General features: G+C 70.0%; 17 protein-coding genes. 7 read left to right on the top strand and 10 right to left on the bottom strand.

What is annotated here, in order from left to right; genetic code table 11:
- Positions 1-84 precede the first annotated feature (84 nt).
- The 5 genes from malQ to IPF36_RS09095 are packed head-to-tail and all read right to left on the bottom strand — an operon-like array spanning position 85 to position 13,655.
- A complete protein-coding gene (malQ, locus tag IPF36_RS09115) occupies positions 85-2,337 on the bottom strand; it encodes a 4-alpha-glucanotransferase (RefSeq protein ID WP_195427827.1) in 2,253 nt (750 codons plus the stop codon).
- Entirely contained in the window at positions 2,334-4,574 is a 2,241-nt protein-coding gene (gene glgX, locus IPF36_RS09110) for a glycogen debranching protein GlgX (RefSeq protein WP_195427826.1), read from the bottom strand. The genes malQ and glgX overlap by 4 nt, the downstream gene beginning before the upstream one ends.
- Complete coding sequence (gene glgB / locus IPF36_RS09105) at positions 4,571-6,859, bottom strand: 1,4-alpha-glucan branching protein GlgB (RefSeq protein WP_195427825.1); 2,289 nt, start codon at positions 6,857-6,859, stop codon at positions 4,571-4,573. The genes glgX and glgB overlap by 4 nt, the downstream gene beginning before the upstream one ends.
- Entirely contained in the window at positions 6,856-10,218 is a 3,363-nt protein-coding gene (gene treS / locus IPF36_RS09100) for a maltose alpha-D-glucosyltransferase (protein ID WP_135702841.1), read from the bottom strand. The genes glgB and treS overlap by 4 nt, the downstream gene beginning before the upstream one ends.
- Positions 10,219-10,238: 20 nt before the next feature.
- Positions 10,239-13,655: a maltotransferase domain-containing protein gene (locus tag IPF36_RS09095; RefSeq protein WP_195427824.1), complete on the bottom strand. Its 3,417-nt coding sequence runs from the start codon at positions 13,653-13,655 to the stop codon at positions 10,239-10,241.
- Between the two features lie 314 nt (positions 13,656-13,969).
- On the opposite strand from IPF36_RS09095, the gene IPF36_RS09090 reads away from it, so the two are divergent.
- From IPF36_RS09090 to IPF36_RS09080, 3 genes are read left to right on the top strand one after another with little or no spacing between them, the layout of a single operon-like run.
- Positions 13,970-14,353: a hypothetical protein gene (locus tag IPF36_RS09090; protein ID WP_133094503.1), complete on the top strand. Its 384-nt coding sequence runs from the start codon at positions 13,970-13,972 to the stop codon at positions 14,351-14,353.
- Between the two features lie 36 nt (positions 14,354-14,389).
- Positions 14,390-14,827: a PA2169 family four-helix-bundle protein gene (locus IPF36_RS09085; RefSeq protein WP_133094504.1), complete on the top strand. Its 438-nt coding sequence runs from the start codon at positions 14,390-14,392 to the stop codon at positions 14,825-14,827.
- A gap of 52 nt (positions 14,828-14,879) precedes the next feature.
- A complete protein-coding gene (locus IPF36_RS09080; RefSeq protein WP_135702839.1) occupies positions 14,880-15,509 on the top strand; it encodes a diguanylate cyclase in 630 nt (209 codons plus the stop codon).
- A 90-nt stretch (positions 15,510-15,599) separates the two neighbouring features.
- Here IPF36_RS09080 and IPF36_RS09075 read toward each other — a convergent pair whose 3' ends face one another.
- From IPF36_RS09075 to IPF36_RS09065, 3 genes are read right to left on the bottom strand one after another with little or no spacing between them, the layout of a single operon-like run.
- On the bottom strand, positions 15,600-15,941 hold the full coding sequence (locus IPF36_RS09075) for a hypothetical protein (protein WP_133094506.1): 342 nt from the start codon (positions 15,939-15,941) through the stop codon (positions 15,600-15,602).
- Positions 15,942-15,988: 47 nt separating this feature from the next.
- Positions 15,989-16,609 (bottom strand): CinA family protein, encoded by a 621-nt coding sequence (locus tag IPF36_RS09070; RefSeq protein ID WP_133094507.1) that lies wholly within the window; start codon positions 16,607-16,609, stop codon positions 15,989-15,991.
- Positions 16,606-17,214 (bottom strand): DUF421 domain-containing protein, encoded by a 609-nt coding sequence (locus IPF36_RS09065; RefSeq protein ID WP_135702838.1) that lies wholly within the window; start codon positions 17,212-17,214, stop codon positions 16,606-16,608. The genes IPF36_RS09070 and IPF36_RS09065 overlap by 4 nt, the downstream gene beginning before the upstream one ends.
- 260 nt (positions 17,215-17,474) lie before the next feature.
- Here IPF36_RS09065 and IPF36_RS09060 point away from each other — a divergent pair, with 260 nt between their 5' ends.
- Genes IPF36_RS09060 through IPF36_RS09050 form a run of 3 tightly spaced genes read left to right on the top strand, consistent with a single transcriptional unit; the run spans position 17,475 to position 19,514 of the window.
- The gene (locus IPF36_RS09060; RefSeq protein ID WP_135702837.1) at positions 17,475-18,617 is read left to right on the top strand and encodes a flavodoxin family protein; all 1,143 of its coding nucleotides are present in this window, start codon (positions 17,475-17,477) and stop codon (positions 18,615-18,617) included.
- A 38-nt stretch (positions 18,618-18,655) separates the two neighbouring features.
- On the top strand, positions 18,656-19,219 hold the full coding sequence (locus tag IPF36_RS09055; protein ID WP_195427823.1) for a BON domain-containing protein: 564 nt from the start codon (positions 18,656-18,658) through the stop codon (positions 19,217-19,219).
- Between the two features lie 16 nt (positions 19,220-19,235).
- Entirely contained in the window at positions 19,236-19,514 is a 279-nt protein-coding gene (locus IPF36_RS09050; RefSeq protein WP_135702835.1) for a BON domain-containing protein, read from the top strand.
- A gap of 37 nt (positions 19,515-19,551) precedes the next feature.
- On the opposite strand, the gene IPF36_RS09045 is transcribed toward IPF36_RS09050, so the two are convergent.
- Positions 19,552-20,919: an erythromycin esterase family protein gene (locus IPF36_RS09045; RefSeq protein ID WP_195427822.1), complete on the bottom strand. Its 1,368-nt coding sequence runs from the start codon at positions 20,917-20,919 to the stop codon at positions 19,552-19,554.
- A gap of 53 nt (positions 20,920-20,972) precedes the next feature.
- Positions 20,973-21,194 (bottom strand): DUF2188 domain-containing protein, encoded by a 222-nt coding sequence (locus IPF36_RS09040; protein ID WP_133094513.1) that lies wholly within the window; start codon positions 21,192-21,194, stop codon positions 20,973-20,975.
- Between the two features lie 218 nt (positions 21,195-21,412).
- Here IPF36_RS09040 and IPF36_RS09035 point away from each other — a divergent pair, with 218 nt between their 5' ends.
- Entirely contained in the window at positions 21,413-21,721 is a 309-nt protein-coding gene (locus IPF36_RS09035) for a hypothetical protein (protein ID WP_133094514.1), read from the top strand.
- The last annotated feature ends 54 nt before the right edge of the window (positions 21,722-21,775 follow it).

The following is a 21,775-nucleotide window of genomic DNA, read 5'->3' as shown; positions in this document are numbered from 1 at the left end:
CTGGTGGGTCAAGCTTAGCGGATGGGGGGAACGGTGCGCGCCCGGATCGCGGCGCGGGTGGGGTCGGCGCCACCTCCATTGTGGCTAGCCGCGCGGCGGCGGATGCAGGGTGCCGTGGCGGCCACTGCGAACCGCTTGCCGGATCGATTGCGCCCGGGCGCGCAGCGCCGGCATGTGGGCCAGCGCGCGTACGTCGGGGTCGAGCCGGCGCTGCCAGTTGGGATGGACGCTGGTGGTGCCGGGCAGGTTGGGCTGCTCGGCCTCGCCCAGCAGATCTTCCAGCGGCACCACGCGCAGCGCCGTGCGCGCGGTACCCAGCCAGGCCAGCACGGCATCCAGCGGCGCGTGCGCCGGACCGGGTTCCGGGCCGTGGCACAACCCGGCGTCGCTCAGCGCCCGCCACAGCGCGCTGCGCTCGCGGGCGCGGCCTGCCTGGGCCTGCGCCAGGGATTCGCCGGGCGCGAGCAGCTTCAGCCGGTCGCGCCAGTCGAGGTCGCGTCCGGCCCACCAGCCGGCGACGGTGGGCAGGTCGTGCGTGGACGTGGTGGCGATGGCTTCGGGCGGCCACTGCGCGGGCGGCTGGAACGGCGCGGGGTCTGCTTCGGTGGCCGGATCGGCCGCGGCCTCTGCCGCCTTCACTTCCTCGCGCTGGAACCACAGCACGTCGATGCCGAGCACGCCGCGCGCGGCCAGCGCCGCGTTCAGTTCGGGCGGGACCGTGCCGAGGTTCTCGCCGATGATGATGGCGCGGTGCCGCCAGGATTCCAGCGCCACCAGCCGCAGCAGGTCTTCGAGCGGGTAGCGCAGGTAGGCGCCGTCACTGGCGGATGCGCCCGCGGGCACCAGCCACATCCGCGCCAGGCCCAGCACGTGGTCGATGCGCAGCCCGCCGCAATGGGAAAGGTTGGCGCGCAGCATTTCCAGGAAGGCGGCGTAGCCGTTCTGGCGCAGGCCGCGCGGCGTGAACACCGCCACGCCCCAGTCCTGGCCGAGCGGGTTGTACAGGTCCGGCGGCGCGCCGGCATGGAAGCCGGCCAGTATTTCCTGCTGGCGGGTCCAGGCCTGGCTGCCGCCCGGGTCGGCGCCGACCGCCAGGTCGCAGACCACGCCAACCGCCATGCCGGCGTCGCGCGCGGCGCGCTGCGCACGCGCCATGCCATCGGCGGCGAGCCATTGCAGGAAGGCGTGGTAGCCCACGTCGTCGGCGTGGTCGCGGGCAAAGGCCGCCACCGCGGCGTCGGCGGGCGAGCGCAGCGTGACCGGCCAGCAGCGCCAGTCCGGCGCCGATGCGTGGTTCATGCCATTGCTGGCCGTGGCCAGCCGCTGCGCCTGGATCGCTTCATAGCAGGCATGCGCATGCAGTGCCGTGCCGCCGCGGGCGCGGAAGGCGGCGCAGTCGTCCAGCGCCGCGCGTGGCAGCAGAGTCTCGCGCCGCTGCCAGAGCCAGTGCAGCACGGCATAGCGCAGCGGCGCCAGCACGATCCAGTCGATTTCCGTGAGCGCTTCCAGTGCCGCCAGCCGCTCGCCGATGCCGAGCGCCGCGATGGCCGCGTCCAGCGCTTGCTGGCCGAACACCGCGGCGGGATCGGCGTAGAGCGGGTTCAGGAACAGCCGGCTGGAGGGCGCATACGGGCTGTACCGCTGCGGCAGCGCGGCAAAGCCGGCGTGCAGCGGATTGATCGCGACCGCGTCGGCGTGCAGGGCGGCGGCGCTGGCGCAGCACCGGGCCAGCGCGGTCAGGTCGCCCATGCCGCAGTCGGCGCCGCGGCGCAGGCTGTAGAGCTGCACCGCCAGCCCCCAGGGGCGTGCGCCGGCGCCCGTGGCTGCACGATTGGCGTGCCGTAGTGCGTCCGCCACGCTGTAGCAGCGCGCCGGTGCCACTGCCAGCACCGTTTGCGCATCGCCCAGTTCGAGCCGGTGGTAGCCGCAGACGTCGATCGGCGGCAGCAGCATGGTGCCGGCCGGATTGCCGTCTGCGTGCGCGCGCACGGCGGTGCCGCTCACGATGGCGCCATCTTCCAGCGTCAGCCGGTATGCGCGCTGCGGCAGCGTGTGCGGCCACGGCACCGCCACCGGCTGGCCGCGCTCGGCCGTGACCAGCGGCGGCAGCGTGTGGGCGGCGTCATCGGCCGCGAGCCAGGCGCGCGAGGCCTCGCACTGGCCGGGGGTGGCGCAGGGCAGGCCAAGGCCGTCCAGCACGCGCCGCAGCGCGTCGTCGGACACGATCCGGGGCTGGCTCCAGGCATCCGTCCAGTGCGGCTGCAGGTCGGCGCGCAGCGCCAGCTTCTGTAGTAGCGTTGGCGGCGGTGTTGCGCTGCGGTGCATGCGTCGGGTCATTCCTGTGTTTCCTGCGGCGCGCCCAGCGGCGGGCTTTCCTGGTGCGGGCTCTCGCGGCTGCGGGCCGGGGCAGCCAGCAGCACCAGCGAATGCCCCGGCACCACCTGGCTTTCGTCCACCGGATCGCCGGCAAGCTCGGACTCGGTGGCTTCCGGCCGGCTGCTGTCGAAGAGCAGGGTCCAGGCCAGCCTGGGCGCGGGCAGCGAAAACGACGCGTCGGCCTCACCGGCGTTGAGCAGCATCAGCGTCACCTGCACGGTGCGCGCATTGTCCTCGTCTCCCTCCTCTTCCGGCAGCGAGCCCAGTTGCGGGCGCTCGGGCTGCGGCGGCGAGGCGGCGCGGCGCAGCGCCAGCGTGCGGATTTCCGGGTCGGCCCATTCCTCGGGGGTGGGCGGATTGCCGTCGATATCGAACCAGGCAATGTCGGCGATGCCGGGCGCCGGTTCCTGGCGTCCGTGGGCGAAGCGGTCGCCGGTGAACGCGTGCAGCCGCCGGCGCAGCGCGAGCAGGCGTCGCACCATGTGCTGCAGCGGCTGCGCACCAGGCGTCTGGGCCTGCTTCCAGTCCAGCCACGAGATCTCGTTGTCCTGGCAGTAGGCGTTGTTGTTGCCGTGCTGGGTGCGGCCCCATTCGTCGCCGGCGGTCAGCATCGGCGTGCCTTGCGCGAGCAGCAGCGTGGCCATCAGGGCCTGCGCCACGCGGCTGCGGCGCTCCAGGATTTCGGGGTCGTCGGTCGGGCCTTCGACGCTGCCGTCCGGGCTCCAGTTGCCGCTGGCGTTGTCATCGGTGCCGTCGCGGTTGTCTTCGCCGTTGGCCTCGTTGTGCTTGGCGCTGTAGCTGACCAGGTCGGCCAGCGTAAAGCCGTCGTGCGCGGTGATGAAGTTGACGCTGGCCCACGGGCGCCGGTGGCGCCAGTCGAACAGGTCGGCCGAGCCTGCCAGCCGCGCGGCCAGTTCGCCGCGCTTGCCGGCGTCGCCGCGCCAGAAGCGGCGCACCGCGTCGCGGAACTTGTCGTTCCACTCGGCAAAGCCGGGCGGGTGGTTGCCGAGCTGGTAGCCGCCGGGGCCCAGGTCCCACGGTTCCGAGATCAGCTTGACTCGGCTCAGCACCGGGTCCTGCATCAGCGCATCGAAGAAGCCCGAGCCCTGGTCGAAGCCGTTGCCTTCGCGCCCGAGCGTGCTGCCCAGGTCGAAACGGAAGCCGTCCACGTGGTAGCACTCCACCCAGTAGCGCAGCGAGTCCATCACCATCTGCAGCACGCGCGGGTGCGACAGGTTGAGCGTGTTGCCGCAGCCGGTGTCGTTGATGTAGTGGCGCCCGTCGCCCGGCATCAGGCGGTAGTAGCTGGCGTTGTCCAGGCCGCGCCACGATACCGTGGGTCCCAGCTCGTTGCCTTCGCACGTGTGGTTGTAGACCACGTCCAGGATCACTTCGATGCCGGCTGCATGCAGGCGCCGCATTGCCACCTTGCATTCCTGCAGCTGCCCGGTGCCCAGGTAGGCCGGTTCCGGCGCGAAGTACGCCATGGTGTTGTAGCCCCAGTAGTTGCGCAGCCCGCGCTCCAGCAGGAAGCGGTCCTGCAGGATCGCTTGCACCGGCAGCAGTTCCACGGTGGTGATGCCCATCTGCACCAGGTGGTCGATAAAGCGCGGGTCGCACAGCGAGGCGAAGGAACCGCGCAGGTTGGGCAACAGGTCGTCGCGCAGCATCGACAGGCCGCGCAGGTGGGCTTCATAGATGACGGTGGCGGGCCACGGCACGGCGGGCGGGCGGTCGTCGCCCCAATGGAAGCTTTCGTCGATCACCACCGCCTTGGGCATGCTCTGGGCGCTGTCGCGGCGGTCCGGCGTCAGGTCGCCGCGCGCGCTCTGCAGGCGGTAGCCGAACAGCACGTCGGCCCAGCGCACCGGCCCGCTCAGCTGGCGCGCGTACGGGTCCAGCAGCAGCTTGTGCGGATTGAAGCGGTGCCCGTGCGCGGGATCGTAGGGGCCGTGCGCGCGGTAGCCATACAGCGTGCCGAGCGCGGCGTTGGGCAGGTAGCCGTGCCAGATCTCGTCGGTGCATTCCGGCAGCGGCAGGCGCGCCAGTTCCTTGCGGCCGTTCTCGGAGAACAGGCACAGGTCGATGCGCGAAGCATGCGCCGAGAACACCGCGAAGTTAACCCCCAGCCCGTCCCAGTGGGCGCCCAGCGGGTACGGCTTGCCGGGCAGCAGCCGGTTCGCGAACGGTCGGGTCATGTCGTGGCGCCTGGCGCACCCGCAGTCGGCTCGAGCCGCAGCACGAGCGTGGCCAGCGGCGGCAGCGTCAGCGCCAGCGAGGCGGGCTGGCCGTGCGAGGGCACGTCCACGGCTGTCACCGTGCCGCCGTTGCCGACATTGCTGCCGCCATAGCACCCGGCGTCGGTGTTCAGGCATTCGTGCCAGGTGCCGGCAAAGGGTACGCCGACCCGGTAGCCCTGGCGCGGCACCGGCGTCATGTTGACCACCACCAGCACCACCTCGCGGCTGCCCGGCGCGGCGCGGCGCAGCCACGCGAACACGCTGTTGTGGTTGTCGTCGCCGACCACCCACTGGAAGCCCTCGGGGCTGTGGTCGAGCGCGTGCAGCGCCGGCAGCTCGCGGTAGAGCCGGTTCAGGTCGCGCACCAGCGTATGCATGCCGCGGTGCATGGGGTGGTCCAGCAGCGCCCAGTCGAGTTCGGCGTCGTGGTTCCACTCCTGCCACTGCGCCAGCTCGCTGCCCATGAATAGCAGCTTCTTGCCGGGATGGGTCCACATGAAGCCGTAGTAGGCGCGCAGGCCGGCAAAGCGCTGCCAGTGGTCGCCGGGCACCTTGCCCAGCATCGAGCCCTTGCCGTGCACGACCTCGTCGTGCGAGAGCGGCAGCACAAAGGCCTCGGACCACGCATAGACCAGCCCGAAGGTCATGTCCTGGTGATGCCAGGCGCGGTGTACCGGCTCATGCCCGAGGTAGCGCAGCGTGTCGTGCATCCAGCCCATGTTCCACTTGAAGTCGAAGCCCAGCCCGCCGCTGGCCACGCTGGCGGTGACGCCGGGCCACGCGGTCGATTCCTCCGCGATGGTCAGCGCACCGGGGCAGCGTTCATGGACCACGCTGTTGAGTTCGCGCAGGAACGCGACTGCCTCCAGGTTCTCGCGGCCGCCGTAGCGGTTCGGCACCCATTGCCCCGGCTCGCGGCTGTAGTCGCGGTAGAGCATGGAAGCCACCGCGTCGACGCGCAGCCCGTCGGCGTGGAAGTGCTCCAGCCAGTGCAGCGCGCCGGCCAGCAGGAAGCCGCGCACCTCGTTGCGGCCGAGGTTGTAGATCAGCGTGTTCCAGTCCTGGTGGAAGCCTTCGCGCGGATCCATGTGTTCGTAGAGCGCGGTGCCGTCGAAGCGCGCAAGCCCGTGCGGGTCGGTCGGGAAGTGCGCCGGCACCCAGTCCAGGATCACACCGATGCCGGCCTGGTGGCAGCGGTCGACAAAGGCGGCGAAGGCCTGCGGCGGTCCCAGCCGCGCGGTCGGCGCATACAGCGACAGCGGCTGGTAGCCCCACGAGCCGCCGAAAGGGTGTTCGGTGATGGGCAGCAGTTCGATATGCGTGAAGCCGAGCTCCTGCACGTACGGCACCAGCCTGTCGGCCAGGATGTCCCAGCCATGGCGGTTGTCGTTGGCGGCAAGCAGCCACGAGCCGGCATGGACTTCGTAGACCGACATCGGCAGGGCGTAGGGATCGGCGGCCTCGCGGCGCGCCATCCAGTCGCCGTCATGCCATTCGAACGGCGGCGCGCCCTTGCCCGGCGCGGTCACGACCGAGGCGGTCTGCGGCGGCGCTTCGGTGGCGAGCGCGAGCGGGTCGGCCTTGTCGGGCAGCTCGGTGCCGTGCGGGTCGAGCAGGTCATACTTGTAGCGGCTGCCCGGCCCGGCGCCCAGCGCGGCCGGCACGAACAGCTCCCAGATGCCGCTGGGATGGCGCAGCCGCATCGGATGGCGCGCCTGGTGCCAGCCGTTGAATTCGCCGATCACGGACACGCGCCGCGCGTTCGGCGCCCACACCGCGAAGCGCACGCCATCGATGCCGTCCACCCGCTGCCATTGCGCGCCCAGGCACTCGCCCAGCTCGAAATGGCGGCCCTCGGCGATCAGGTGCAGGTCCAGTTCGCCCAGCAGCAGGTCGAAGGCATAGGGGTCGGCGCTGCACTGCTCGGTGCCGTCCGGCCAGGTCACGCGGATGCGGTAGTCCGGCGCGGCGGCACGATGCGCGTTGCCGGGCAGGCGCGCGGCAAAAATGCCGCCGGGATGCAGCCGCTCCATCTCGGCGAGCGTGGCGCCGTCGGCGCCGGCAAGCTGCGCCGCCACGGCGCCGGGCAGGCAGGCGCGCACCAGCAGCCCGTCGCCGTCATGGTGGGGGCCCAGCACCGCGAACGGGTCATGGTGGCGCGCGCCCAGCAGCGCATCGAGTTCGTGTCCCGGCAGCATGCCGGTGCGCGAAGCGCCGCGGGTTGTTGTTGTCGGGGCGGTCATGGCTGGGCTCCCGGCTGCCCCAGCAGCTTGCGCAGCAGGCGCGCCAGCCCGCTGACCGGCAGGTCGATCCACGCCACCCGGTTGGCGGCTTCGTAGTCGACCTCGTAGGCGGCGCGTTCGAGCAGGAACAGGTCCAGCAGCGGCTGCAGCTGAGCCGGGTCGACCCACGGTGCGGGCGAAGCTTCCATATGCTGGCGGTAGCATTGCAGGAAGGCCTCGTTGGCGGTGCTGCGGAAGCGCTCCAGCAGCAGCGCGCGGCGTTCGGCCAGCTGCGGCGGCAGCTCGGTATGGGTGCGTTCCTGGCGATCGGTGCCGACCGTGGCGGCGGCATAGTCGAGCGAGCGCAGCAGGCCGGCCACGTCGCGCAGCGGCGAGGTCTTGCGCCGGCGCCAGTCCAGCGTCCTGCCCGGCTCGCCCTCGAAATCGACCAGGTAGGTGTCGCTCTGCGCGATCAGCACCTGGCCCAGGTGGAAGTCGCCGTGGAAGCGCGTCTGCAGGCTGCCGGGCGCCGCCCTGGCCAGTTGCTCGACCAGCGCGGGCAGCTCGCCGCGCGCGGCCATCAGGGTCTGCACATCGGCGTCGAACGTCTGCGGCACCGAGCCCTGTACGCTGTCGGCGCGCTGGTCGACCGTCGCCAGCGCGCGCTCCAGCGCCTGCAGCGCCTGCGCGGCCCAGTCGCGCGCGTCGGATTCCGTTGCGGGCACCGGCGCGAAAGCCTCGTCGTCGGTCGGGCGCGAAAGCACCGCATGCAGCTCGGCCAGCCGCCGCCCCAGCGTGCCCGCCATCGCGGCGTAGCCGTTCATGGCCTCGGCGAACTCGTCCTCGCTTTCCTTGGCCGGCAGCGCATCGTCGATGGCGCGGCCCAGGTAGTCCAGGGTCCAGTCCCAGCCGTTGCCCTGGTTCAGGATATAGCCCTGCAGCAGCATCAGCGTATGCGGCACGCCGTCGGCGCCGGTTCGCACCACTTCGCCCAGCAGCGGCGCCGCATGCGCATAGCCCTGCGCGGTCAGGTAGCGCGTCATCTCGGCCTCGGGATGGATGCCGCCGGACAGCCGCCGCACCAGCTTGAGCACCGCGGTGCTGTTGTACGACAGCGAACTGTTCGACTGCTCGGCCGACATCCACTCGATCGGGTCGCGCTCCAGTTCCAGCGCCGCCAGGCCCGGTTCGGCGCGAAAGCGGATCCGGTCCGGCCCGGCCTGCAGCTCCACGCCTTTGCGCAGCGCCTGCACCACTTCGCGCGCGAACGGCTCGACCACGAAGCCGTCGGTGGCCAGCCCCACGCGGCTGCCCTGGCGCACGCGCGCCATCGACAGCCCGTGCGCCAGCTGCGACATGCCGTCGGGGCTCTCGCGGTCCCACAGGATGCCGACCGGCAGCTGGTAGCGCTCGGTGCGTCCGGGCAGTGCCACCTCGACTTCGCCGAGGTAGACATCCTCGCCGTTGCTGCCGCGCGTGAACGGCAGCAGGTACGCCATGCCGACGCGCTCGATGCGCTCGTGCTTGCCGCCGAACCAGCGGCGCCGGCTGATGTAGTGGGGCAGCACCTCGGTGGCCAGGGCGCGGCGCGACGCGTCGGTCAGTTCGGGGCGGCCGATGTTCTGCATCACAAGGGTGATCTGGTCCGGCATCTGCTCAGGCGCCTCCACATGCCATGACGGCGGCTGCGCCTCGTCGCTCAGTACGAACCAGTAGAAGCCATACGGCGGCAGCGTCAGCAGGTACGTCAGCGTGCCGATTGCCGGGAAGGGCGTGGCGCCCATCATCTCGACCGGCACGCGCCCGTTGAAGGTAGACAGGTCGAGCTCCACCGCCTGCGGCGCGCGCGACAGGTTGGCGACGCACAGGATGTGCTCGCCCTCGTACTCGCGCAGGTAGGCGAGGATCTTGCGGTTGCCGGGAAAGAGGAAGCGCAGCGTGCCGCGGCCAAACGCGCGATGCTTGCGCCGCAGCGCCAGCATGCGGCGCATCCAGTTGAGCAGCGAGTGCGGGTCCCGCGCCTGCGCCTCCACGTTGACGGCCTCGTAGCCGTACAGCGGCCCCTGCAGCGGCGGCAGCACCAGCCGCTCGGGGTCGGCATGCGAGAAGCCGCCGTTGCGGTCGGGCGACCACTGCATTGGCGTGCGCACGCCGTCGCGGTCGCCCAGGTGGATGTTGTCGCCCATGCCGATCTCGTCGCCGTAATAGATCACCGGCGTGCCCGGCATCGAGAACAGCAGGCTGTTCATCAGCTCGATGCGGCGCCGGTCGCGCTCCATCAGCGGCGCCAGCCGGCGGCGGATGCCCAGGTTGATGCGCGCGCGCCGGTCGGTGGCGTAGACCTCCCACAGGTAGTCGCGCTCGCTGCTGGTCACCATCTCGAGCGTCAGCTCGTCGTGGTTGCGCAGGAAGATCGCCCACTGGCAATTGGGCGGCACCTCCGGCGTCTGCCGCATGATGTCGGTGATCGGGAAGCGGTCTTCGCGCGCGATGGCCATGTACATGCGCGGCATCAGCGGGAAGTGGAAGCACATGTGGCATTCGTCGCCTTCCGGTTCGGGGCCGGTCAGGCCAAAGTACTGCTGCGCGTCTTCCGGCCACATATTGGCCTCCGCCAGCAGCATGCGGCCGCGAAAGTGCTCATCGAGATGCGCGCGGATGCTGCGGATGACGGCGTGGGTCTCGGGCAGGTTCTCGTTGCTGGTGCCCTCGCGCTCGACCAGGTATGGCACCGCATCGAGCCGCAGCCCGTCGATGCCCATGTCGAGCCAGAAGCGCATCACCGACAGCACTTCGTTGAGCACCTGCGGATTGTCGAAGTTCAGGTCCGGCTGGTGTGAATAGAAACGGTGCCAGAAGTACGCGCCGGCGACGGGGTCCCAGCTCCAGTTGGACTTCTCGGTGTCGCAGAAGATGATGCGCGTGCCGGCGTAGGACTGGTCATGGTCGGACCAGACGTAGTACCTGCGCGCGGCCGAGCCGGGCTTGGCCTTGCGCGCGCGCTGGAACCACGGGTGCTGGTCGGAGGTGTGGTTGATGACCAGCTCCGTGATCACGCGCAGCCCGCGCGCATGGGCCGCGGTGACAAAGCGGCGCGCCTCGGCCAGCGTGCCGTAGTCGGGATGGACGTTGCGGTAGTCGGCGATGTCGTAGCCGTCGTCGCGGCGCGGCGACGGGTAGAACGGCAGCAGCCAGATGGTGTCGACGCCCAGGTTGACCAGGTAGTCGAGCTTGGCCAGCAATCCGGCGAAATCGCCCACGCCGTCGCCGTTGGCATCGAAGAACGACTTGATGTGCAGCTGGTAGATAACCGCGTCCTTGTACCAGAGCGGATCGGCATTGAGCAGCGCGGCGCTGGCGGTTTCGGTGAGGCGTTTCATCGTGTCTCCACGTATGCCGGTCAGGCGCCATGCGGATCATGCGATGCCGGCGCGGCGGCGGGGCGCGGCGCCGGCCGGTCCAGCGGGCGCACGTGCCATACCGCGAACGGCAGTTGCGCGGGGTCGAGGCGGATGCGCTGGTGCTTGCCCTGCAGCTCGAAGCGCTGGCCGCGCATCAGCTCGTGCACGGCCACGCGCGCATGGTCGGGCAGGCCCCACTCCCACAGCGGCAGCTCGATATCGGTGTCGTGCGCGTTGCGCGGGTCCAGGTTGACCGCTGCCAGCAGCACGTCGTCGCCGAACAGGTACTCGGTACCCGGAACGAAGCGCGCGAACCACAGCACGGCATCGCTGCCGGCATGGTAGAAGCGCAGCCCCAGGTGGCTTTGCAGCGCGGGATGGCCGGCGCGGATCTCGTTCAGGCGCGAGATCTCGGCGACGATGTTGCCGCGCTGGTGCCAGTCACGGGCGCGCAGCTGGTATTTCTCGGAGTCGAGGTATTCCTCGCGCACCTTGCCGTCGAGCACGAACGGCGCGCTCTCGCACAGCTCGAAGCCGTTGTACATGCCCCATAGCCCCGACAGCAACGTGGCCAGCGCCGCGCGGATCAGGAACGCGGGGCGGCCGCCGTGGTGCAGGAAATAGGGATTGATGTCCGGCGTATTGACGAAGAAGTGCGGGCGGAAGAATTCGCGCAGCGGGCTCTGCGTCAGCTCGGTCAGGTACTCGGTCAGCTCCCACTTGGTATTGCGCCAGGTGAAGTAGGTGTACGACTGGCTGAAGCCCAGCTTGGCCAGCCGTGCCATCATCTTCGGCCGCGTGAAGGCCTCGGCCAGGAAGATGGTGTCGGGGTGGTGCGCGCGCACGTCGGCGATCATCCATTCCCAGAATGGCAGCGGCTTGGTGTGCGGGTTGTCGACGCGGAAGATGCGCACGCCGTGGTCGGCCCAGAACATCACCACGTCGCGCAGCGCCTGCCACAGCGCGGCGCCGGCGGGCGGCGCGGCGTAGAAGTCGACGTTGACGATGTCCTCGTACTTCTTGGGCGGGTTCTCGGCGTAGCGCAGCGAGCCGTCGGGGCGGTGCGCGAACCATTCGGGATGGTCTTTCAGCCACGGGTGGTCGGGCGAGCACTGGATCGCGAAATCGAGCGCGATCTCCAGGCCGTTCGCCGCGGCGGCGTTGCACAGGCGGCGGAAGTCTTCGAACGTGCCCAGCTCGGGATGCAAGGCATCATGCCCGCCTTCCTCGCCGCCGATTGCATAGGGGCTGCCCGGTTCGCCGGGCTCGGCGCGCAGGCTGTTGTTGCGGCCCTTGCGGTGGGTGCGGCCGATGGGGTGGATCGGCGTGAAGTAGAGCACATCGAAGCCCATCGCGCGGATTGCGGGCAGCCGCGCGATGACATCGTCGAAGGTGCCGTGGCGCTGCGCATCATTGCTTTGCGAGCGCGGGAACAGCTCGTACCAGCTGGCGTAGCGGGCGGCGAGGCGGTCGGCTTCCACCGGCAGCGCCACCGGGTGGCGCGAGGCGAACTGCCTGCCTGCCGGCGTGGCCATGTGGGCCTGCATGGCGGCAGCGGTGCGTGCGGACAGAAGGAGTTCCAGGCGTCGCTCGTCATCGCCCGCGGCGGCGGTCAGTTCGTCGACGATGGCGGACAGTTCGCTGTCCGGGGGAGGGGCCTCGCCATTCTTCCGGCCATTGCCTTTGCTTCGTTTGTTGCCGTTCTTGCCCTTCTTGCCTTCAGGCGGCAGCAGCGCGTCGGCAATCAGCCGGGCGCCTTCCTCGGTCTCCAGGCTGACGTTGAGGCCGGCCGCGCGCTTCTTGCCGATTTCATCGAGCCAGCTGGCATAGGGATCGCGCCAGGCTTCGACCGTGAACTCATGCCGGCCCAGCGCCACCAGCGGGAAGCTGCCTTGCCAGCGGTCGTTGACCACATGCCGCATGGGCGCTTCGTGCCAGTCGGTCTCGCCAGGCGCACGCCACAGTACCGCGGCGGCGAGCTTGTCGTGACCGTCCATCCAGATATCGGCGCTGACTTCCACGCGCTCGCCCACCACGCGCCGCACGGCGAAGCGGCCGTCGTCGCACGCGGGTTCGATATGCTCGATGGCGATGCGCGGCGATTCCATGGCGGCGACCACGCTGCCCAGCCCGGTTGCGGTGAGGGTCTCGTGCCCGTGCGGCGCGCGCGCGTCGGCGCGCGGCATGCCGGGCCGGGTCAGCGGCACCGGCGGCGCTTCAAACAACCGGATGTCGGCGGGTGCAAGCGTGATCGACCCCAGCGCATCGAGCCTGTTGCTGGCATCGAGCGTGCCGCCGGGTCCGCCCGGTGTGGCTTCGAGGTGGGCGCTGGCATGCGGCAGCGCGCTCAGCACGCGGTCGGCGCCGAGCGTGCCGGGCTTCATCGGGTCGGGATTGAGGACCACCGTCAACGCCGCGGCGTCATCCGGCTCGGCGAAGCCATTGCCCGTGGCGGGGTCCGCGCACAGGCCGTTCGGCGCTGGCAGCCTTGCCAGCACTGTCAGCGGTGCTTCCGGGCCGCTCAGCAGCCGCACCGCCAGCGCCGGCGCGGGGTCGCGCGAGGCGAGCCAGGTGGTCGCTTCGAGCAGTTCATGCGTGATGTCGTAGGGTGCCCCGTCGTGGCTGGCGCCATCCGGAGCGAGCGGGTCGCGCGCCAGCGTTCCGCCGGTTTCGAAGCCGGCCGGCACCAGGATGCCGTCGCCGATGGCGGCGGCGGTCCACAGAGCGCGGCGTGCGCTGAGCGCATCCTGGCTCGCAGGGGTCAGCGCCGGAGCCGCCAGCACGCGGCCGAAGCGGCGCAGCCGCGCGATTTCCTCGGTCAGCCAGGCGCTGCGGAAGTCCCACCACGGCAGCGAGCAGAAGGCGCCATCGAAGCCGGCGGGGGCGAGGTCGTCCAGCTGGGCGGGGGTCAGGCCGGGCGTCCACGCCAGCAGCAGCGGCGTGCCGCGCGCTTCAGGCGGCGCGGCGTGGTTGCGCAGGGTGTCGGCCAGCGTTGCCCAATGCCTGCCGGGCACGCGCGCCGGCGCCCGGCAGCAGAAGCCGGCGGCGCCCGAGGCCCATGCCAGCCGCAGGCGCGCGGCCCACCATTGCACCAGGGCATCGGCCACTTGCGGGTCATGCCAGCGCAGGCGTGCGCCGGGAAGATGATTGTCGGTTTCGTGGGGGGCGAAGGCGGGGGCCGCGGTATCGATCCAGGCGGGATCGGGAGCGCCTTCCCCATCGGCGCTGTAGCGGTCCAGTGAGATGTCGAGCAGCGCCGCGAGCCCATGCCGGGCGCACGCCGCCAGCGTGTCAGTCCCCGACAGGTGCGGCCAGCCGCCGATCAGTACGTGGTCGAAGCCCAGCGCGGCCACGCGTTGCAAGGCGCGTTCGTCGGCATCAGGGGTTCCGGTCAGGTCGATCTGGCAGATCCGCACAAAATCCTCCCGGTTTCAGCTCCGGCGGAGCAACAATGACCCGCCCGGCGCCACACGGCCAGCCGGCGGGATGGCAAAGCCATGCGAAGTGCGTGCCAGCACGCCCGCTCGATAGAAGATATGCGGCGGGGCCCCGCCGCGCCAAAGATTTTCCGGCGTAAGGCTAATGTGCGTCTGACGCTACCGCTTGTAAAAAGTACCGGGTACGTCATGACCAATGGCAAGAAAGTGGCCGCGCCGGCCATGCGGCGCGGAGGCGCTTTGCCCGGTACGCTTCTTGCCCGGTGTCGTGACGGACAACCGGGGAAACATGCATGGACTGGTGGCTGGAGGCCGCGCAATGGCCGGCGATGGTGGTGACGGTGCTGGCCACCTGGCTGGTGGGTTCGCGCTCCCTTGGACGGCGTCGCGCGGGGTTCTGGGTGTTCCTGGCCAGCAACGTGCTTTGGATCGCGTGGGGATGGCACGGTGATGCGTATGCGCTGATCGTGCTGCAGCTGGCGCTGGTCGTGATGAACCTGCGCGGCATGCGCGAAACACGCAAGGCCTGGCAAGCGTCTTCGCGCCAGGCCTTTGGCGCGCCGCGCGACAGCACTGGCAGCGCAGGCGCAGAGCCACTATCCTTGTCCCGCACCGACATGCGCCATGTCCGGGGCGCCCGCCAGCAACCGCCGGCCTCCGCCGGCCCCGATCGATGACTTCACGGGTCCGGCCGCGGACCAGGCAGGTGTGCGATGGCAAAGAAAAAGATCCTGGTGCTCAACGCGCTGATCGCGATCTCGCGCGAGGGCGAGCACGATTGCCGGCGCGCCGCACACGCCGCCGCCAACCCGCATCTCAAGTCGCTGCTGACCAGCCGCGCCAATGCCTTCGCATTGGCTGCGCAGGAACTGCAGGCGTGCCTGCTGGAACTGGGGCAGGTGCCGGAGGCCATGCCGGCGGCAGCCTGTCGGGGCGGGAGCGGCAAGCACCGCTCGGACCGCGCCATCCTGCTCGCGGTCAGCAAGGGCGAGCAGGCGGTGCAACGGCGCTATGCGCGCGCACTGCGTGCACATGTGCTGGGCTCGCGCCTGCGGGCGGTAGTGCGGCGCCAGTATCGCGGCGTGCAGGTCAACCACGAGCTGTTCCGCGTGCTGCGCGAGCAATACCGGGCGCAGCCGGTGCGCGCGTAACCGGTCACCTGACCGGTCACCATCGGAACATCGTCGGGACACTCCTCCCACCATGCCCACTGCCGCCTCTGCCGACCTGCAAGCTTTCGAGCATGCCGTGCGCCTGGTGCTGATGTACGGCCTGGTGCCGCTGTGGCTGCTGGCCGGCGCAGGCGACTGGCTGTGCCATCGCCTCACGCACATCGAGCGCAACGCGGGCGTGCGCGAGTCCTTGCTGCACATGCTGATGCTGGCCGAGGTCGGCCTGCCGCTGCTGATGGTGCTGTTCCTGGAGGTCAATGCGCTGGTGATCGCCGTCGTCCTGGCGGCGCTCGTGATCCACGAAGCCACGGCGTGGTGGGACGTGCAGTACGCCAGCAAGCGCCGCCATATCGCGCCAGTCGAGCAGCATATGCACAGCCTGCTCGAAGTCCTGCCGATGGCTGCCGCCTCATACGTGGTGGTGATGTACTGGGGCCAATTCCTGGCGCTGTTCGGCGCCGGCAGCGAACCGGCGCGCCTGGCGCTGGCGTGGAAGCCCGTAGCGCTGCCGCCGGGCTATCTGGGCGGACTGTTCATCGCGGTCGTCTTGCTCGCCGGCCTGCCCTACCTGGAAGAACTGTGGCGCTGCCACCGCTGGCGCAAGCGCGAGCGTGACGCCGCGCTGGCGCAGGCGACCCGGGCGCTGCGCGGGGATAGCTGAGCAGCGCCCGTCGCGCGAGGGCCTGTCCGCTGAAGCCCCGCCACGATTGCGCCCAATGCATGCGCTCGATGCATGCGCAACGGCATGCGCTTACTGCTTGGTCGCCGGGTCCGGCGAATCGCCCTTCGGGCCGCTCGGCGCATCGGCGGTCGGTGCCGGCGGCGCGCCCTGTTCGCGTGGCTTCTTGCTGCGGGCGGTGTTGGCCTGCTTGCCGGATTTGGACTTGGACTTCTTGGCGGTGTCCTTGGTGGTGTCGGTCGGCGCCGTGGTCATGTCGGTGGCGGCCGGCTGGTTACGCGAGGCGCCGGCGCCTTCGATCGGTGGCGCACTCGGGTTCGGCGCGGTAGGCGAGGCCGGAGCCTGTTGGGCGAAGGCCGGCAGGCAGAGCGCAGTGCCGACGACCAGTGCCGTGGTAGCGAGGGTGCGTTTCATGATGGTCTCCATTGCAAGACTACGTCGGTCGGGCCCAGGGCCCTGGGTTATGCCGTTGCGCCCGCAGGCGTGTCCGGCAATTCATCGGGCGCCGCGGCGCGGTTGCCTTCACCGCGGCGCGCCAGTTCGTGGTAATGGCAGATCCGGGCCAGCGCCCAATCCGCCGCGGCTTCCCGCACGGCATTGCGTTCGCCGGGAAAGCGGCGGGTTTCCGTGAACACCGCCACGCCCGCGGGCGCGTCCTCAAGGGCGCGGCCGGCACGGCCGGCGTGACCAGGCCTGCGGAAGACCCATGCAAAGCATTGCGTGCCGGCCGGGGTGTCACCGTCGCCGCCGTCGTCGGCCACGCCGGTGTTCGCCAGCGCCAGGTCGACGCCGGTGAGCTGCATCGCGCCCAGCGCCATCGCGAGCGATACTTCTTCGCTTGTCAGTCCGTACCGGCGGATGGTTCCCGACGGCACGCGCAGCAACTGCTCCTTCGCCGATGGCGAATACGCGACGATGGCGCAATACAGGACATCGCCGCAGCCAGGCACTTCTGCGATGCGCGATGCAATCAGGCCCGCGGTACAGGATTCCGCGGTCACTACGTGGATGCCGTGGCGCCTGAGGTAACGGGCGATGCCGCGGTTATCGCCCGAGCCTGCGCCTGCGTTGCGTCGGGTCATTGACGCCGACTCCGCGACCGGACCGGCACGCCATTGCCGCGCGAGACGGCCGGCGCTGCCGGTGCGGCAGGATGGTTCTTCGCCGGCTCATCCTCCTTGGACCGGCGCACGAACGTTACCTTGCCGTCGCGCTCCAGCACGACGCGCGTCAGGTCGGCAAAGCTGTCGGTCTGCAGTGTAGCGCGCAGGTTGGCCTTCAGGTCTTCCTCGGTAAGCATGGCACGGCCGATCCGCTTGCGATCCAGCTGGCCCTGGTGCAGCAGGTCCAGCGCATACCCGCCTGTGGCGCGGTCGAACGCGGGATAGCGGCCCGAGAGCCAGCCCACTGCCCGGTGCAGCAGCACCAGCACGAGTGCGGCCGCGAATGCCACCGTGAGCGAGGTTGCGCCCACCACCGCGCGTGACAGCACGGCGCCCAGCAGCAGCACGATGCACAGGTCGAACGAACTCTTCTGCGCGAAGGCGCGGCGGCCCGCCAGCCGAAGCATGGCCCACGTGGCGATGAAGATCACCGCGGCGCGCACCGCGCCTTGCCACCACTGCAGCTCGTCGCCTTCGCCCACGGCGCGGCGCACCATATCGAGCACGATTTCCATGACGTCCATGACGGCATCCGGAATGGAATTGATGGCAGCGGCGGCACTTTCCGTGCCAGCGCCGCGGCACCGGCGAAGCGCCGCCCAGCGGTCGTCGCAATGCCGCGCCGGTGCCGCAAGCGAGGAAAAAAGTACATGCAGCGCCAGCAGCCGCCTGTAAAAGCTGCGTGGCCGCGCGCGCTGCACATGGCCGCGGATGGTGGCGGATGGTGGCGTCTATCTTGCATGTCCTGCACCAGCACACATTGCAGAGGCGCACGGAGACACCTATGCCAGACCCGACGCACAAGCCGAACCAGCCGGCGCCGGATGCACCGCGCAAGCAGCGCTATCCCGGCGATCCCGCCGATGTCCGCAAGGGCCAGGTGAGCGAGCCGCTGCCGCGCGAAACTTTCCGGCAGCGCTTCATGGCGCGCTTTACCGACCCCGCCTACCGTGACGAGGATGAAGCCCTGGCGCGGCTCGAGCGCATTGCCTGGGAGGCTTACCGCGAGGGTCGCAAGGCGCCGCTGAAGCACAAGGCCGGACCGGGCTATGCCGATCCGGAGTATGAGCTGTCGGACGAATGGCGCGCGGCCAGCGAGGCGGTCCGCGTGGCGCAGCAGCTGCAGGCCGACCCTGCCACGCCCTCGCGCGTGCTGCTGGTCTGTGCCGCCGCGCGCAACGACTACACCTGCCCCGGCGAGATGTCCAAGTCCTGGCGGCTGGCGCAGCGCGCGCGGGCAACGCTGGAAGCGCAGGGCATCGAGGTCGATGTGCTCGACCTGAGCCTGCTCGCTTCCGATGCCGACTTGCGCATCCATCCGTGCAAGGGCTGCGTCTCGACGTCGATGCCGCTGTGCCACTGGCCCTGCAGCTGCTACCCCAACCACGCGCTCGGCCAGGTCAACGACTGGATGAACGACATCTATCCGCGCTGGGCAGGCTGCCATGGCGTGCTGATCGTCACCCCGGTCTACTGGTACCAGGCCAGCAGCCCGCTGAAGCTGATGATGGACCGGCTGGTCTGCGCCGATGGCGGCAATCCGGATCCGACCAGCACGCAGGGCAAGGACGTGGTGCGCGCCAAGTCGATCGAACTGGCGGGGTGGGATTATCCCAAGCACCTGGCCGGCCGTACCTACGGGCTGGTGGTCCACGGCGACGTGGCCGGGATCGAAGGCGTGCGCCGCGCGCTGTCCGACTGGCTCGACTGGATGGGCCTGATCGACGCCGGTCCGCAGGCGCGGCTGGACCGGTTTATCGGCTACTACAAGCCATATGCCACCAGCCATGTGGAACTCGACGAGGATGACGGCGTGCTCGGCGAGGTGGACAACGTGGCGCGTGCGCTGGCGTGCGCGGTGCAGCAGTTGCGCGCCGGCAAGCTCAGCGAGCCCGACCGCGGCCTGGTGCCGCCGCGGCAGAAATAGCGGCGCTACAAATCCCGGCACGGCAAGCGGAGACGACAATGGACCGTAGAGACAACCGGCGCGGACCACCCTGGCACGAAAGCCCCGTGCCGGACACCGACATGCGCAGCCACTACGTGGGCGCCTATGGCGTCTACGACTATGACGAGCCGGTGGACCCCGGCGAGTTCGGCGGCACGCAACACTGGCAGCGCGGCGGCGCGCCAGATGCACGCGCCCGGCAAGCGCCGCGCGGGCGCGATCCCTACCGCCAGTTCACCGGCTACAACGAGCGCATGGACCTGTATCGCGGCGGAACGCGCCAGGCGCGCCCTGTGCGCCCAGTAGGTCCGCGCAACTACCGGCGCAGCGATGCGCGCATCCTCGAGGACCTGTGCGAGCAGCTCGCGCGCAGCGCCCGGCTGGAGGTGGAAGACGTCGAGGTGCGGGTGGAGCAGGGCGTGGTCACGCTGGAGGGCAGCGTGCCGCATCGCCAGCAGAAGTACCGGATCGAGGACATCGCGGACGAGATCTACGGCGTCACCGACGTGGTGAACCACCTGCGCGTGGCGCGGGGCGAGTCTACGGCCGCGCATCCGGGGCATGGCATGCGCATGTACTGACGCCGGAGGCTCACGCATGCAGGATCCTTCCAATACGCCGCCAGCCAATCCGCGCGGCACCGCTGTCACCGCCGCTGACGTCGAACTGCAGGCAGCGCTGTGCGCGCGCCTGTGGGACAGCGGCCTCGATGTCAGCGAGATCGCGCTGAACGTCGCGGAAGGTCGCGTCACCATCGAAGGCGCGGTCGGCACGCAGGCGGATCGCGCGGCGATCGAGGCGAGCATCCGCGAGTCCGGCGGCGTGCGCGAGGTCGTGAATCATGTCAGCGTGGCGCCGGACCGCACCGGCGGGTGAGCGGCGGTCGCGTGACACCGGCCGCGCCCGCCAGCCGCTATAGTCCGGACGGCCACGTCTCCGGTGCGCCAGGCGCCGGACTGGCCGGCAAGGCCGGGACCGCACGCGTGTGGTCGAACCACAGCAGCGCATCGAACTGCCGCGGCAGTGCCGCGCCCGCATAGTGGCTCTGCAATTCGGTTTCGGGCCGGTAGATGACCCCGATGAAGCGCTCCTGCCGCGGCGGCAGCAACGCGGTGCGGGCGTCTTCGAGCGGCCCGCTGCGCGCGCCGCGCAGGTCGAGCCAGCATTGGGCGTGGCCGGCCTGGTGGAACAGGTGCTCGTAGCTGTCGGGCCGTCCGGGGCGCACGGTCTTGATTTCCATCTGGCCATCCCACCACGTCGCGGCGGCTACCGTGCCGGCATAGGTGCTCAAGCCAACCAGCGCCGCATCATCGCCGAAGGTTTCCCGGCACAGCTGGCCGATATTGAGCTGGCCGTGCAGGGTTCCCATTTCGGTGTGCGAGGCATCGCCGATGTGTGAGTTGTGCGCCCATATTACGGCGCGCGAATCGGGTCCGTGCGCATGCAGCAGTTGCATGAGCGTCTCGAACATGTGCGTGTCGCGCAGGTTCCAGCTGTCGTCGCTGCCGTGGTACATCACGCGGTAGTAGCACTCTGCCGATGCAACCAGCCGCGCATTCCGTGCGGCATCCAGGTAGTCTTCATGGCCGGCACGGGCATAGGCCAGGCGCTTGTCAAGCAGCTCCTGCAATTGCCCGATGACGGCTTCCTCGCAGTCTTCATGGGTGCCGTGCAGCACGGCGCGGCCATAGCGCGCCGGGTCCCGGCCCCAGGGTTCCAGGCAGGCGTAGCGCTCGCGTGCGGCGCGCGCGGCCTCAGGATCGACGCTGTCCAGGTAGGCCAGCACCGCCGCGATGGAGGCACGCAGGCTGTAGATGTCCAGCCCGAAGAAGCCGGCGCGCTGCACCGGGGGCAGGGGCGCGTTGTGCGCGTGCAGCCAGCGGATAAAGCGCGCGACTTCGAGATTGCGCCACATCCACACCGGGAAACGCGTGAACGCTTCGGCCGGCGCTTGCGCCGGCTGCGCGGGCCGGCCGCGGACATGGCGGTCGACCGCCGCGGCGTCGGGCCAGTCCGCTTCCACCGCGACGATGCGGAAACCGTGGCGCGCCACCAGCTGCGCCGTCAGCGCAGCGCGCGCGTGGTAAAACTCCGCGGTACCGTGCGTGCTTTCGCCAAGCAGCACCACCCGGTGCGCGGCCAGCGCTTCGGCCTGCACCGCGAGTGCATTGGAAAAGGGTCCGGAGAAGGGGTTCTGCGCGGGGTCGTCGACTTGCGGCAGCGGCACCGCCGCGGCTGCGAGCGCGGCAGCCGCGTGCATTTCGTCCCAGTGCGGTGGCATGGATGCGCCTGCGCAGGATCGCGCGCCGGAAACGCTATCCGGCTAGGCCGGAATTAGCCCGGTATGGTGCGCGGATCGTGGCCGAAGCTGTTGCGCGAGCGGATCTGGCCATCGCGGCCATGGACCAGCAGTTCAACATGCTCGCGCTGCGCCTGCGCAGTCGCGGCGGCGATGGCTTCTTCCTGCGTGTCGTGGTGGGATTCTGCGTAGCGGGCCCCTTCATGGATGACATCCCAGCCATCCCGATGCGGCACGACGTGTATGCTGGTGCCCATTTTGCTGTCTCCTACGGCTGTCTATGCTTTCATTGTGGGCGATGTACGGCGGCTGTCTATCCGGCGGCGTCTGACAGGCCGGCCGCAACCCGGCCGCACACCCGGACGCAACCCGGACGCTGGGTGGAGGGCAGCAAGCCCGACTTTTTCATGGAAATTTCTGGTTATTTGGCGCCCCTCTTGTAAGCTGGACTTGGATCGCATTAGAGGAGCGGACCATGCGTGCAAGATTTGCCAGGGGACTGACGCAGTCGCCGGTGACCGTGGTGGCCCGGGCGTTCGACGGAGAAGCGGTGCAGGCCCCCCAGATTGGCGACCTGGTGACCGTGTACAGCCAGGACCAGGACACCGAATTCAATATCCGCCTGTGCGAGGCCGTCGAGCCCGGCCGCTGGCGCGGCGTGGTCTACGCGATCGGCCGCGGACAGGACGTGCTGGTGACGGCCGAAGGGCTGGAGATCGATGATGTGGTCGAGGTGATGCGCGAGGAGATCGCGCAGGTCATTCCCTGCGGCCGGTCCCACTGAACGCCGCACCCGCGCGGGTGCGGACATTCCGGTTTGACGAAACCCGTTGCAGGC

Origin of the sequence: Cupriavidus sp. IK-TO18 (assembly GCF_015549295.1) — a bacterium.
Lineage (GTDB): Bacteria > Pseudomonadota > Gammaproteobacteria > Burkholderiales > Burkholderiaceae > Cupriavidus > Cupriavidus oxalaticus_A.
Note: the sequence above shows the minus strand (reverse complement) of the source record. Positions and strands in the feature narration are given on the sequence as shown.